Origin of the sequence: Aneurinibacillus sp. Ricciae_BoGa-3, from assembly GCF_028421645.1 — a bacterium.
Lineage (GTDB): Bacteria > Bacillota > Bacilli > Aneurinibacillales > Aneurinibacillaceae > Aneurinibacillus_B.
This window is the reverse complement of record NZ_CP116888.1, coordinates 582,306-595,722: the sequence shown is the minus strand read 5'-3', so window position 1 is coordinate 595,722 and position 13,417 is coordinate 582,306. Positions and strand designations below refer to the sequence as shown.

The window sequence follows — 13,417 nt, the reverse complement described above, 5'->3', positions numbered from 1 at the left end:
ATTGCCCCCTTGTCTTTATGTACGAAAAAGTCCACACTCCCTTATTAATAGGAGCTATGGACTTCAACTTTATCGTAGCCATTTCGCTCAAAATACCTTTTTAAAACCTGATTACGTTCCATATAATCAGATGTCTTCGGAATAAAAATGATTCGGGTATCAAACACTCCATCCAATGTTACTTGACATACATAACCTTTACAAATCATGTTAAAACCCTCCTAAGTTGGTCACCACCTACCATCTACGGTACATGTCACGCTCTTTCATTATATCTCGTAATTGTTCTACTTCATCTTTAATTTGTTTATCGAATGGAAATTCTTCCAGTCTATCCATTGCTCGTATATATCTCTTTATCAGTGTAAGACTTTCTCGTAGATTTAACAGGTCTATTTTTTTAAAGGTGAAAACCTCATGCATTCCTCCGCCGATGTCTATGGTTAATTCATACTTAGTTGCTCTTCTATCTTGAAGGGACACTTTCATCCATTCCAGTAATTCATCAATATCTTCTGGTTTGAGCGAAGAAATACTGGTACGGAGTTGTCCTTTCCGAATAAGCGTTTTAAATAGACGAATTGGTTTCTTTTCCAAGTGTTCAATTTTAATATCTTCGTCTTGCCGAAGAACAAATTGCGTTGCAATCATGAAATCCTCTCCCCTTCCGCATTTAATCTTCTATTAGTATAATATATCAGTATTATAGTTTTGTCAATTATTTTTTACAATATTTATATCTTGTATCGGATTAGAATAAACATATTTATCCTATCTACAATAAAGTATACAAACAAACAAATGATGTTTGGTATCAAACATTTTCGGTTTTCCTCAAAGGAGATAGTCAATTAAACCTAAGTGACACAGAGAAGAGAGCGATTTTGGCTCTCATTTTTACTTGTATGTCAACTATATCCTCCTTTTAATTAACATGTTATCTCTCCTAAAATTGAAATTGGAAAATAAATGAAACGCATTTTTTTGTAATGTTTGTAGATAACAGACAAGTTAGTAAAAACAGACCAACCAGATAAATGAGCATTACGACACTGTCTTTTGCTATAAGGTTCCCCCAATTCACATAGACCAAATATACGAAGAAGATATGAAGTAAGAAAGGATACATGGTTCTCTCTCCTAGTGTTGTATAGAACCTTTTCTTTTCTGGAACGAATGCTAAAAAAGCCATACCCGTTATCAGACTTCCTCCATACATACCCATACGATATAGCCCCGCATACCACTCAGCATGGTTCATTAACGGATACGACGATGATTCATAAAACCACGCAAAGGATATAGGGTGATAGATAATAAAAAAGAAAAACAGAGATAGATAAACGAAATAAATGACGTTAGGTACTTGTTTTATCTTTGTAATCCAAGCTCGATTCGCATAATAGCCGAGGAGAAAAAAGGGGAAAAACACGAAAATTCTCGATAAAGATATATATGCGCCTATATCTTGGATATAACCGACGAGGATACCGACAATCACTGAAATTAAAACGGCATATTTTATCCTCGTAAATCCAATCAACAACAAGTTCCATGCCATTAAACTAACCAAAAACCAGAGCATTTTAAAGGGAATGAATAGGTTAATGGAAAACACTTGATTGTTTAGATAACCAACAAACACGGTATAAAGTACTTGAAAAATAAGATACGGGTACACCATCTGTTGTAGGTATCGTTGTGGTTTCTTCACTCTTTTTGAAAAATAGCCTGATATAAAAACAAAAACAGGCATATGAAAAAAATATATCAGAGAATAGATAGGTTGGAGCATCTGATTGCTAAAAAAATAGGGTTCCATTCCATGACCAATGACAACCAAACAAATCAACAAAAATTTAGCATTGTCAAAGTAAACATCTCTTTCTATAAAAGTTCTCTCCCCTCTTTGTCTTCTTGATTTTCCTAAATTATTATAGCATATAGTCAATTTTAAATAAGAGCCATTTAACTTACCCATCGCCCTCCCGCTATTCATTTCAGCAAAAAGGAATACCCCCGACATTTGTATCTACAATAGTAAAAAAGAAAAACATGGTGTTTTGTTTTAAACATTTTAAAAGGGAATGCGAGGTATTTCAGTTGGAAAAAACGTTAACCGATAGGGTTCAAGCACTCTCAGAAGAAGAATTAAATACCGCCTTTTTGGAGATTGTGGAGTGGAGAAAAACAGGTTTGTTACCTTCGAACAGTATCTTCGTCAGGGTACACATGGATTATATGAACAGTATCGAAGATGATTTCCCTGAAGAGGGAATAGAAAATGAAATTCTATTTGAGATAGCGAAAAGACACTACAAATTCTATAACCTATAAAGGGAGCGATTTAAATGAGTAAAGAACAAATTGAGGGAATCATAGCTGAAGAAGCCAAACAATACAACTGGTCATTGGACGAAGCCTTGAAGCACTTAGCCGCCATACGTTTTTCTGTGGAGGAAGTAGCGGGGGAATCTTGGTTTACGGAATCCCAACTCCGACAAAGTGTGGGGTTTGCTCATTGGGCAATGTAATATAAGCATAAAAAACAGGAGGACAAGCCTCCTGATACATACCATCAAAATCGCAACATTTCTTTTAAAGTTGCTTTGTCATTTAGATAAAGTAAAAATTCATCTTCTGTACCAATCGTTTTGTCTACGCCTCTAAAATACCCATGAATCATGTTTATCATGTGTCCCGTTTCAGGGTCTTCACGAAAGTAGGCAAGTCTTTCTGTTAGATTTTGCTCGTATACCGCCTTAAGATAGCTGAATACCATGTCTTGAAAGGTGAAAAATAGGGTGTTTTCAATCCAATAATCGATGTGTGAACCTTGCACATTCCGCTTTATCATCTGCTCATAGATAGGGAATCCATCCGTTTCATTTTTCCATATGTCTACAAATACATAATCATAACGGTTTAAAAATTCCTCGTTATAGTAATCAAACAAATCTCCGTGTATAATGTCAATCGGTTTGTCCGTATTGAATTGAGGAAGAATATGTTTCTTAAAAATCTCAATGATTCGCTCGTTTTTTTCGATTATCGTAACAGACTTAACCTCGTTTTTTAAGAGGCTCGTGTAAGGGAAATAGCCAATACCTAGTCCAAATGTTAGAACCTTTCCATGAGCCTTATCGACGGCTTCTTGCATGGTGTTACGTTCGGCAAGGGTTGGTGACATCCAGGTTCCGCCCTTCTCCACTATCATCGGAGCTTTGATATCTTTGTCATAATAGGCTAAACGGGTGTAATTTCGCATGTATCTATCTTTGTTTCCGAAATCACTGGGTTCAAGATGTAGCTTTGGCAATTCATAGGTTTTGATTTCTACGTTTTCATCTTGAATGGCATCCAATCGAATTTGTTGATTATAGGGCATCCTATAAAATTCAGAAGCCGACAACCTTAATGTAGATGGCTGGTATCCGAACTTTGCATATAGCTCCAACAGTTTTCTTTCTACTGGAATGGTTGCTTTTTTTCTCTTATATGTATCAAGCACGCCCCAAAAATCCATTGTAGCTACAATATTGGTTTTTATCTTGGCAATGACTTGTTTTATCTCTGCATTCTGTTCTATTTTTATCAAAACGCTGACTCCTCTCTACGTAGATAAAAGGGATATCACCATCCCCCTCTCTACAGGTTACTTAATACGTAAGGAATATAGTCATCTAGTTTTTCAATTAAATCTTGTCTGTTTTCATACTCTATGAATTGGTCGGTTATTACCCGATAACTTCCTGCTATCTTTTTCCCTTTCTTATAGATACAGAGAATGGGAACCCCTAACATGTCTGCCCAACCTAATTCGATACCAAGTCCTGTCGCATGTTCACTGCCCTCTGCAATCATCAAGATACAGTTTTTCAGGTAATCTTTGGAGTTGAATGCCTGTTTACTTTCTTCATGAGGGAAAACGATGTGAAACTTCTTAAACAGTTCAGTCTCTCGAATGGTAGGATAGAGTTCTTCTTTGTATGGGATAGAGTTTGGATGTCCTACATACATGTTTAATAGCTCCAATACGGCATATTCATCATCATCTAATACATTTTTGCCACCGTTATCGTCTATGAATACGGGTACTCCCGTCACTTCTATGTTGATAACTTCGTAAATATTGCCATTTGTTACACCAGCATTATTCACAAGAGCCATCACCAATTTATCCTCTTCACCAACAAACCTGAAAGCTTTTCTGTATGCAACTCCTTTATACTCAACAGTCTCCAAGCTAACAACCTCCAACCTCTCTTTATAAAAAAGAATAACCTACAATCGTTGAAACTTCTTCTTCTGGACATTCGAATTCATAAACCATAAATAAGGCATCCTCTATTTTTCTACGTTCAGGAGTTATCATATCCTTTATGGCTGAAGAAGAGAAAAAACCACACAAGACTTGAACCGCTTCTCCGCCTCTGTAAATGGTATGGTTGACAATTAAAACAGGTGCAAAGGGTAAACGGTGAATAGCATGCAATACCGACTCTACAGATATCAAATAACGGCTTAGTTCATAGGCTTTGGTGGAGCTTCCTATCAATTTAAAGGTAATTCTTTTTCGTTGACTTGCCCTAAAATCAATTCGTTTTCCACCGATTTTCCTCCTGTTTCATCTTTTTTTCCTGGTATAAACCGATACATAACAATTGCTATCCATGCTAAAACTCTGATTTCTGTTACTATTATTATATAATTTAATTTATTTTATGTAAATTATTTTTTACCGTACCGCATATGAAGATTAAGCAAGTTGGTTACATCTTAGAAGCGTATTTATCAACTATAATTTTGTTATACATTCTTTTGTTTTATTTACCTATTTATATATATAAGATTATAGTATTACTCGTTAAATATTTATATAATTGTAATATATTTATGCTTGATAATTAATATATTTGTATAGTATCTTTCTAGACTTATCGATTCCGAAGACCGTCGTTAAACGCAAAAAAGAAGAAGCTCAACTCCGCTCCTTCTCCTGTATTTTCCCTTCTTGTACCAGCGTATCGTAGGATTCAAAACCATGCCTATCCATAAATTCCTCTAGCGCACTTGCCATGAGGTCAATACTGTTGAAAATGCTCCATTCTTTTGAGAATTCTTGCCATCGTTTCCACACCTGGGTGTAGACACGAACACTGGTGGTTGTAGGTTGGTCATCGTTTCGTTTCTTTACTTTTGGTTGGTCATCAAACCTTTTCATAACAAATTCGTAGTTGTACCGAAGATTTTTAAGCATCATAACTTCCTGTTCGGTTAGTTTATACTCTTTTACAAACGCATCTTTTTCTCTTGCGTATCCTAACACCTCCATCTCTTTCACTGCAGTAGGATAACTAAACTCCAATGAGCGACTTTTAAACTCTTTAATCCCTTTCTTCGCTTCCTTCAACTCTTTCAATCGGTCATTGACCAACTGAACCCGTTGAGGCTCTGATAACGCCCGAAATTCATCTAGGTTCATTTGATTACCGCCTTTTTAATTTAGGTTTATCCCATGAAATAAATCGCTATATATATGTTCATATATCATCCTAGCTTTAGTATAAGTTTATTATGTTAATATTTATAGTTATTTAAACTACATTAATGATGTTTATCAGATTTACTTACGTTAATAGCTTATATATAAAAATAGTTAAATAACATAAGAGATTGTTAAGCATGCTTCGACCCTTTTGCCCCAATAATTACTGCTTCTCTTGTGTAAGATAATACAAACCATCAGGTTACTAAATGAAAAGAGGTGTATGAATGAAGATTTCAGAAGTACGATTAACAAAAACAGATGGAGAAGGCACACTCAAAGCCTATGCTTCGGTTACTTTCGATGGCGCATTTGCCGTTCATGGTGTGCGTATCATTGAAGGTAAAAACGGTGTTTTTGTTAGCATGCCAAACCGCCAAGTAAATGGGGAATACAAAGATATTGCTCACCCTGTCACCAAAGAGTTTAAACAAGAACTTACGGATGCGGTTCTTGCAGAGTTTAATAAGTAGTTTGCGAAAGAGGCTTCGATTTCCGAGGCTTCTTTTTTATTTTTTGATTCAACGCTATTACCAGAGCAATAAAAAAAGAGCCACATTTGGTAGCTCCTTTCTTGTGTGCCATTATTAAAATACTTCAACTGTATTGGCGATAATCGTTTCAACGGTCTTTCCGTCACTTTCTTTTGTGCCAAACTCACCTTTCAGCGCAACAACTCCGCCTTTTTCAAGTTTTTCAACACGTTTTACAGCGTCACCGATGACTGTAACATCATAGAATACGCTTGTCTGCGGTAAGTTGTTAGCCACTCGGAAATAAGCCACATCCTGCTTATCTGGACGACCTGTAAGCAGTTTTGGCTCATTTACAACACGACCAACCAATACACCATCCATCTTTTCTTTATCATTCACCATAGTTTTAGTTGAGAATTTCATTACGTAACACGCTCCTATTTGAAATATTTATGTTTAAATTCCTTAGATATCATTTATCTCCTGTATCTTACACAGTTCGTAGTTTAATTATAACTACACATTTAATTTATTGTCTTTAGTCAATATATATGGTAATTTTGTTTATATAGTGATTATGAATAAAGGAGATACAAACGTGATTAAAAGGAAAATGCTTACGTTTTCAACTGCTTTACTAGCTTCAAGCCTATTCTTTGCAGGATGCCAATCCTCTCCACCTCAATCAAAACCAACCGCATCAGCTAATACGCAACAAACGCAATCGGAGATACTAAAGTTAGCAAATAAACCAACCATTACGATTTCTTCCCCTTCCCAATGGAAAACGTCTCCGAATGGTTTATATGAAGCTACGGTGGATGGAAAAGGCTCTACAGGCATTGAAAAAGGGTTCGGCACAATTGTCATTAAGAGTACAAAGGACAATCACACGGTAGCCTTAAAACTTGATAAAGCCTTTGGCATTAACACACCCAAAGTGGTCGAATGGCTAGGCGATAAAAATTTATTTGTTATCGCTGACGCTCCGTTTGCTACGATATCAAAAGGTGGTGCGCTTTATCAGGTGAATATTAACACAGAGAAAGTTATCCCTATCATCACCAAATTGAAAAAAGGAGAAGAAGTCATTTCTGTTCAAAAGCAAGGGAACAATTACGCCTATCAAATGTTTCAGTACAATGATGCGGGTATGACAAAAGGGCATAATACGACAAAAGGATTGATTCAACCCTACATTCCCAAAGACTAATTATTCCTTGAAACGTAATAAAAACCATGTTAGAATGAATGCGGAAATAGTACACCATATCCTGTTTCCGAGCTTGTCTCCCATTCAAGCATGTGTCCAAGAAAAGTCCTGGAAAACAGGGCTTTTTTATTTTGTCCTCCTATCAATTGGAGATAGAATGAACGAATGAGATGCAATATATAATACAAAAACACACACCAGGATTTCGATAGTGAAAACAGAACAAAAAGGAGAGGTAAAGAATGAAAAAGAACACAGCGATTACACTGGCGAATGAACGAAGCGTGGAAAAACAAAAGCCTCATTACGTGGTATATGAACCCGCAACCTATCGTGACATTTTTGATAATACAGGCTACCAAGTAAAGTCAGAACAACAAATGATAGCAGATTATGGAAAAATCCCGTCTTTCATGGTTGTTCATGAAGGTGTACAAATATTATAACAAAGTAAAAGACACCTGTTAGTAAAAAACAGGTGTCTTTTTTCGTTAAAAAGGTGTTATATCATCACACATTCGATGGTATAGTAACTAAAAACAGCCAGCCAATGCTTTAATTTAAAATACCATTCATTTTCTCCTTTATTTTTCAATATTGATTCCATTACTTATGCTACCTTCTTTTGTTGAGGAAGAAGGAAATTCTTTAATATGGATAATATCCATAAAAAACATCATAAGCGGAATCCCCACCAACAATCCCCAAATGCCAAGGAAATGTTCGGAAATCAATAACGTAATGAAGGTAAAGAATACAGGAAGCTTTGTATTCATGGACATGAGTTTTGGATTGAGTACATAACTCTCCAATGCATGAATCACAATAATCATAACAACCACAGCTAATATCTTCATAACTCCGCCTATCTGAAAGGCAATGATGGAAAGCGGAACAAAGGAGACTATCACTCCCGCTACAGGGATTAAACCTAGAATGAATATCATAAAGCCTAACCCTAATACATTCGAAAATCCCATAACAGATAAGCCGATAATAGAAAGCACAGAGTTAATCAAAGCAATCAGAATTTGAACATGAAGTACTTTTCCGAATGAATTCAAAAAGTTTTTCCCGTAATACTTATATTGCTGATAGAGGAAAGAGACCTTACTTTGTTCGAATTTTTTTCCAAACTTGATGATTTCTTCTTTTTCCATGAGGAAGAAGAAACTCAAAATCAGAGCGAGAAATATTTCTAAACTGAATGCGCCAACATGGGTAACGGTTTGCATCAGTCCATTTCCACCCTGTTGCAAATACTGGTCAAACTTAATTTGTTTAATCATGGCGTAAACATGCGGATTTAGTTTTCCTGATAGACTATCTAATTGAAAAGAAGAAACCTGCTTTGCCACACCAATTAATTGTTTCACTAGCATGGGAACATATCGATAAATCAGAAAGCCAATACCCAACGTCAGTATTCCATAGATAGCAACCGTAATGGCTCCTCGTTTAATGGGTACAAATTTGTGCAACTTGTTGTAAATAAAACTCTGCAGGCTATAAAAAATGTACCCGAACATAAACGTTAGCAAAAAGAGATTGAGCATACTCTTTAAACTAAATAACAGAGCCAATAGCAAAGCAATGGCAAAAACCTTCTTTACACTTTCCTCTTTTAAAAACGCTTTTAATGCATTCATATGGTTAGGGTTCCCTCTCCTTTTACGATAACTATTTTTACAAAACTATACCATTTTACAGGCAAAATGTCTATTTTTATTGACTAAAGTCATTTATTATTCTATACTTTTGTTATGCATAAACAGGAGGTTAATGAAAATGGATTTTGTACATGTTACGTTTAAAACAGGTCAAGTAATCAAAGGGATTCTTGTTTCACAATATACACCAGCAAACCAAATCGTTATGTTGGTATTCGAGGACGATAATTATCGTCCTGCTACTATTGCGACAACCATCATTGCAAGGGTGGAACCCGTGCGTAAGCTGACTGAAGAAGAATTAAATTTAGTACAAAAAGTGATGGGCTTAACATTGAGAATGGAACAGCATGAACAAGTCATTCATCAATACCAACTGCAACTCGAACAACTTAAAACGTCACGTCAATATACACTAAATGAACTTACCGCCCTAAACGTAAACGTTAAACCTGAAAAAGATAGACCACTTAAATTTAGTGAAATTGAAGAATTTTTAACGCCTGATGGATATAAAAATTTATATTTGTTACAACGTGACGGGGTTTTCTCCATTTCAGATTTCGACGAATTGATTTTTGCAAAAAATCAACTGCCCGTTAATGCAAAGGACAAGGAAGTTGTCATTAACGTGTTAAATCGCCCCAAATTGCTTACTGAAGGTGTAAACCTGGATGAACTAGCGAAGGGAAATCTGAACCACACTACCGATGTAACGAATGACAATCGGAAAGAAAATGTACAAAATCAAACAAACGGCACACTGAACCTGAATAACTTCAAGGATAAGTTGACTCCCGAAGGTTTTGAAAATCTTAGAGGTTTAGAAAAAAGCGAGCTGATAAAGGTTGAATCGGATGGAACGATTCGAATTGTGGGAGATGATATTCCCTTTATCCAAGAATGGTTAACGAATGAAGATACGCTGGTGAACATTTTGAATCACCCAACATCCTTACCCCTTCCACTGAATTTAGTGGAAGCCATTATACCAGGTCTGCTCAAATTTTTAAAATGAAAATAAGATGATGGCGTGTCAATTCATATGACACGCCATTTTTTATTCCAAGTTTTTTCTAATCCAAAAACCTTCTTTGATATTCAGGAGTTGGAATCACACAATGTTCCCTCTTACCAAACCACTTGTATCGGTTTTTAGCGAACCAATCATAGAAGAAGTCTCGATTAGGACGTGGAATAATAAGAAGAACACTAAATAAACGCCAAAAACCAGCCAAGTTACAACTGATACGTAAAGCCGCACTTGATTTTATATAAGCTTTCTCGTTTTCAATTAATACTAAACTGTTCACTTCTGTTTTTATCCCATGTGCAATCAGGTATTCTTTACCTACATCACTTTGTAGAGATGCAAAGTGAAAATACGCATTCGGGTCTCGCTCAATGATAAATTGAACACTTTTATCACAAAAATTGCATAGTCCATCGAATAACACTACTGTAGACATTCTAACACCTTCTTTCCCGCTTTCTTTTCATTTTAATGAAATCTTCATCTGTTATTCGACTATCGAACACAAAAAAAGAGATGGTTTATATCCCATCTCCCTAATTAACAAGTTGAAGTTGTTTTTCAATTTCAAGTTCCTTTTCAAGTAAACTCTTGAAGGCTAATTCTTTATATACTCTCTTTCGTCCATCCATGTCAATCCGCAAAGCTAAGTCATCCAACTGCACATCAACTAAATCTGGAACCTGACAATCAATCGTCGCTAACGTTTTGCTTAACAGGGCTGACGCCTTCCCAACTAACTGCGTATCGGAGGTTTTTGTTAAGTAAGAGAGCGGTGAGCGGTTAATTCCGAGCGACTTAAAGAAAGCCTTGATTTCTTTTTCAGGTGTATCTTCTATATATTCATAAAGACCTTCTATATTTGTAAATTCTTGTAATAATGGAACAGAGCTTGTCTCCCCTACCCCGCGTATTCCAGGAATTGCGTCTGAGGAATCTCCTTCTAATGCTTTACGGTCGATAATTTGAATGGGGTTAACACCGTACAACTCTTTTACGTAATAAGGCGTTAATTCAAACGTATTGTCAGGGATATCCAACTCTTTCTGATTCATCCCAAATTCCGCATACATATCTTGCGCCTTACTTGTAATCAGCCATAATCGAATGTGTTCATCGACTAATTGGATGACATCCTGGTCTTTACTTAAAAGGTATACGGGAAGGTCATCTTTAAATCGTTTAGAGAGCGTTCCAAGAATATCATCCGCTTCAAATCCATCCAAGACAAACTGAGAAATGTTCATCTCTTTCAATACTCGTTGCGCTAATCCGAATTGGGATTTAAGTGCTGGATTGGTCTCTCCACGATTTGATTTATATTCGGGATACAAAACTCGTCTGAATGTTTCTCGATTTAAATCCCAGGCTACGGACAGATGCGAGGGTTTCTGATGAACCAATATCTTTTCGATATTTTTCATCATGGTAAATACCCCGTTGGTATATTCCCCATTCATTTGCATCACTTTGCTTAATGCCCGTTCTCTATCTTCATCTGTTTTGGCTCGTTTGTAATCCATCGGTAAACTTCCAAAAAAGCTGGTGCTAAGTAAGCTGGAACCATCTATTAATAAAAGTCTCATACTGTTGCTCCCTTTTGTTTTGCCATTTCTCCGACTAGTTTTTTGAGCCGTTCATTCTCTTGTTGTAGTGTCTCAAAATCATCTAACAACCTGACGACTCTATCATTATACATCCCTGACAACTCATAGTGTCCAAATTGAGCGTAATTTTTCATGTGAATTCTTTCCTGCTCTGTTGTTTGAAACATAAGTTTAATCCCCCTTCTTTATCTGATAAATGGTTCTGTACTCCGTCTGACAACCTTAAAGTTTTTTTGTGAAACTACCCTTGGTTCGCCATTCTTTCACATATTTTCTTTCAGATATTTTCTTCTTGATTTCTTTTGGAAGAAAGTAAGGACAACCCAATCCAACAGCTAACCATAAGAAATAACGTTGCCACCAAGAAAATTCCAATCCATCGGATAAACTGAAATCAAAGGTTTTGGAATAAGGGTCATAGGCGGATAAAACAACCGATGCAATAGCTAAAGACAAGTATATCAAAATAATCGTCAACCACATTTCGCAAACCTCCTTTTCTACTAGGAATCTCATATTATAATTATATCATTAATATATTTTATTGTAAATTTTATTTTACATAATCAGAAATAAAAAGCTACTATGTTTACACATAATAGCTTAGAATCCGCCCTATTTATGGGCAATTGGTGCTGATGGAGCTACAGGAAAGTTTGGAGTATGAAGGTAAGAAATACTGTTTACCGTAATACTCTGATTGCTTTGCAATACACCTTGTACTTGAACAGTAAGGGAATGTGGGAATTTACTCATAATAGCCGATGGATTAAACATATCTGCCGAACTTAAATTCAACATGCTTGCCATATTTATCATATTCAGTTCATACTTCCCGTCCGAAGCAACCAGATATAATTTAGGCTGGAACATATGAGTGGTTGTATTGAACCCGAATCCACCAAACAATAAATGTCCCGATTTAAAAACTTGCGTATTTACAGGGGTTTGGTAAACAGGTGGATGAAATGATGGTGGTTGATAAACAGTCTGTTGATAAATAGGTGGATGGAATACTGGAGGTTGATACACGGGTGGATGAAAAAAAGGCGGTTGATACATACCTGGTGGCATTCCATAGTTAAAATGGGGAGCCGTTGGTGGTTGTGGCGGTTGCGGGAATGACATGGCAGATGCATTGACGCCAAGCCCAATCATGGTAGATAAGGCAATGATAGCTGATGCGATTGTTTTCGTTTTTGTTTTCAATTGAGATTTCTCCTTTTAATATTTTTCTAAGAAATAATTTTTTACAAATATTTCTTTTCAGTAGTATTATACTGAGATTGCTATGTATTTATTAGGAACCCCAACCTAAATTAGGCAAACTTCAAATAAAAAAGAGAGGATTTTTCGCCTCTCCTCTTGCAGTAAAATTCTATCTTTCCCTTCCCAATCAGTAGTCCGTAAACGGATTACAACACTTTTATTCTTTTGTTGACACTGACTTTGTTTTCCCGTTCTCTTAAGTTTCTATCCATAATCACATTACGAATGACTGTCTCTAAAATAAGCACGCAATCCCCATATTGTCGATGCATCCTGGCTACAACGGCTATCGTTTGTGTGTCATTTATCATCACAAATTCCTCCCCGTATTTTACATTGAAAAGTTGATTTCCTTTTTCTACAATCAAATCTTCTACATGCATCCATTCGCAATCCCTACCTGCTGTATTGTTCATACGGTCATAGGCATGTCCTGTAAGTGCTACTTTTAAAAACAACGTTTCGGGTTCTAATCCTTCATTAATCTCTTCTTGTGAAAGAGTCTCTTCAATCATTACTTCTTTCACTTCTTTAAAATCAAAATTTAAATCATAAACATCGTTCTTTACCATTCTAAATCGCTCCCTAAATAAAAGTAATT

The 13,417-nt window shown here is 36.0% G+C and carries 21 protein-coding genes; 6 read left to right on the top strand and 15 right to left on the bottom strand.

Translation table 11 applies throughout. The features are described from left to right. Window positions 1-44 precede the first annotated feature (44 nt). The 3 genes from PP175_RS28885 to PP175_RS28875 all read right to left on the bottom strand — a co-directional run bounded on the left by PP175_RS28885 (window position 45) and on the right by PP175_RS28875 (window position 1,981). Window positions 45-209 (bottom strand): hypothetical protein, encoded by a 165-nt coding sequence (locus tag PP175_RS28885; protein ID WP_272443691.1) that lies wholly within the window; start codon window positions 207-209, stop codon window positions 45-47. A gap of 28 nt (window positions 210-237) precedes the next feature. Continuing rightward, on the bottom strand, window positions 238-651 hold the full coding sequence (locus PP175_RS28880) for a hypothetical protein (protein ID WP_272443690.1): 414 nt from the start codon (window positions 649-651) through the stop codon (window positions 238-240). 295 nt (window positions 652-946) lie between these two features. Then, a complete protein-coding gene (locus PP175_RS28875) occupies window positions 947-1,981 on the bottom strand; it encodes an acyltransferase family protein (RefSeq protein WP_272443689.1) in 1,035 nt (344 codons plus the stop codon). Window positions 1,982-2,103: 122 nt separating this feature from the next. Between PP175_RS28875 and PP175_RS28870 the strand changes: the two genes are divergently transcribed. Both PP175_RS28870 and PP175_RS28865 read left to right on the top strand, forming a co-directional pair. Further along, window positions 2,104-2,337 carry a hypothetical protein gene (locus PP175_RS28870; protein ID WP_272443687.1) on the top strand — a complete coding sequence of 78 codons (234 nt, stop codon included), beginning with the start codon at window positions 2,104-2,106 and terminating at the stop codon, window positions 2,335-2,337. 14 nt (window positions 2,338-2,351) lie between these two features. Continuing rightward, complete coding sequence (locus tag PP175_RS28865; RefSeq protein WP_272443685.1) at window positions 2,352-2,534, top strand: hypothetical protein; 183 nt, start codon at window positions 2,352-2,354, stop codon at window positions 2,532-2,534. 44 nt (window positions 2,535-2,578) lie between these two features. Here PP175_RS28865 and PP175_RS28860 read toward each other — a convergent pair whose 3' ends face one another. From PP175_RS28860 to PP175_RS28845, 4 genes are all read right to left on the bottom strand, one after another. Continuing rightward, window positions 2,579-3,598 carry a class I SAM-dependent methyltransferase gene (locus PP175_RS28860; RefSeq protein ID WP_272443683.1) on the bottom strand — a complete coding sequence of 340 codons (1,020 nt, stop codon included), beginning with the start codon at window positions 3,596-3,598 and terminating at the stop codon, window positions 2,579-2,581. A 50-nt stretch (window positions 3,599-3,648) separates the two neighbouring features. After that, window positions 3,649-4,245 (bottom strand): hypothetical protein, encoded by a 597-nt coding sequence (locus PP175_RS28855; RefSeq protein WP_272443682.1) that lies wholly within the window; start codon window positions 4,243-4,245, stop codon window positions 3,649-3,651. A gap of 22 nt (window positions 4,246-4,267) precedes the next feature. Then, the gene (locus PP175_RS28850) at window positions 4,268-4,558 is read right to left on the bottom strand and encodes a hypothetical protein (RefSeq protein ID WP_272443681.1); all 291 of its coding nucleotides are present in this window, start codon (window positions 4,556-4,558) and stop codon (window positions 4,268-4,270) included. Window positions 4,559-4,981: 423 nt separating this feature from the next. Further along, a complete protein-coding gene (locus tag PP175_RS28845) occupies window positions 4,982-5,485 on the bottom strand; it encodes a hypothetical protein (protein ID WP_272443679.1) in 504 nt (167 codons plus the stop codon). A gap of 290 nt (window positions 5,486-5,775) precedes the next feature. On the opposite strand from PP175_RS28845, the gene PP175_RS28840 reads away from it, so the two are divergent. Beyond that, complete coding sequence (locus PP175_RS28840; protein WP_272443678.1) at window positions 5,776-6,021, top strand: SpoVG family protein; 246 nt, start codon at window positions 5,776-5,778, stop codon at window positions 6,019-6,021. A gap of 114 nt (window positions 6,022-6,135) precedes the next feature. Here PP175_RS28840 and PP175_RS28835 read toward each other — a convergent pair whose 3' ends face one another. Beyond that, a complete protein-coding gene (locus PP175_RS28835) occupies window positions 6,136-6,447 on the bottom strand; it encodes a single-stranded DNA-binding protein (RefSeq protein WP_272443676.1) in 312 nt (103 codons plus the stop codon). A 175-nt stretch (window positions 6,448-6,622) separates the two neighbouring features. Between PP175_RS28835 and PP175_RS28830 the strand changes: the two genes are divergently transcribed. Together PP175_RS28830 and PP175_RS28825 are read left to right on the top strand one after the other, a co-directional pair. Next, window positions 6,623-7,237 (top strand): DUF4652 domain-containing protein, encoded by a 615-nt coding sequence (locus PP175_RS28830; RefSeq protein ID WP_272443675.1) that lies wholly within the window; start codon window positions 6,623-6,625, stop codon window positions 7,235-7,237. 242 nt (window positions 7,238-7,479) lie between these two features. Then, window positions 7,480-7,683 (top strand): hypothetical protein, encoded by a 204-nt coding sequence (locus tag PP175_RS28825; protein ID WP_272443674.1) that lies wholly within the window; start codon window positions 7,480-7,482, stop codon window positions 7,681-7,683. Between the two features lie 138 nt (window positions 7,684-7,821). Here the strand turns inward: PP175_RS28825 and PP175_RS28820 are convergent, their stop codons facing one another. Beyond that, entirely contained in the window at window positions 7,822-8,886 is a 1,065-nt protein-coding gene (locus tag PP175_RS28820; RefSeq protein ID WP_272443673.1) for an AI-2E family transporter, read from the bottom strand. 139 nt (window positions 8,887-9,025) lie between these two features. Here PP175_RS28820 and PP175_RS28815 point away from each other — a divergent pair, with 139 nt between their 5' ends. Beyond that, window positions 9,026-9,925 carry a hypothetical protein gene (locus PP175_RS28815; RefSeq protein ID WP_272443672.1) on the top strand — a complete coding sequence of 300 codons (900 nt, stop codon included), beginning with the start codon at window positions 9,026-9,028 and terminating at the stop codon, window positions 9,923-9,925. Between the two features lie 58 nt (window positions 9,926-9,983). On the opposite strand, the gene PP175_RS28810 is transcribed toward PP175_RS28815, so the two are convergent. From PP175_RS28810 to PP175_RS28785, 6 genes are all read right to left on the bottom strand, one after another. After that, window positions 9,984-10,376 (bottom strand): thiol-disulfide oxidoreductase DCC family protein, encoded by a 393-nt coding sequence (locus PP175_RS28810; protein ID WP_272443671.1) that lies wholly within the window; start codon window positions 10,374-10,376, stop codon window positions 9,984-9,986. Window positions 10,377-10,476: 100 nt separating this feature from the next. Next, window positions 10,477-11,526: a 5'-3' exonuclease gene (locus PP175_RS28805; protein ID WP_272443670.1), complete on the bottom strand. Its 1,050-nt coding sequence runs from the start codon at window positions 11,524-11,526 to the stop codon at window positions 10,477-10,479. Then, window positions 11,523-11,714: a hypothetical protein gene (locus tag PP175_RS28800; protein WP_272443668.1), complete on the bottom strand. Its 192-nt coding sequence runs from the start codon at window positions 11,712-11,714 to the stop codon at window positions 11,523-11,525. The genes PP175_RS28805 and PP175_RS28800 overlap by 4 nt, the downstream gene beginning before the upstream one ends. 55 nt (window positions 11,715-11,769) lie before the next feature. Next, window positions 11,770-12,030 carry a hypothetical protein gene (locus tag PP175_RS28795; RefSeq protein ID WP_272443666.1) on the bottom strand — a complete coding sequence of 87 codons (261 nt, stop codon included), beginning with the start codon at window positions 12,028-12,030 and terminating at the stop codon, window positions 11,770-11,772. Window positions 12,031-12,162: 132 nt separating this feature from the next. Then, window positions 12,163-12,756: a hypothetical protein gene (locus PP175_RS28790; RefSeq protein WP_272443664.1), complete on the bottom strand. Its 594-nt coding sequence runs from the start codon at window positions 12,754-12,756 to the stop codon at window positions 12,163-12,165. 206 nt (window positions 12,757-12,962) lie between these two features. Next, a complete protein-coding gene (locus PP175_RS28785; protein WP_272443663.1) occupies window positions 12,963-13,388 on the bottom strand; it encodes a hypothetical protein in 426 nt (141 codons plus the stop codon). Window positions 13,389-13,417: the final 29 nt, after the last annotated feature.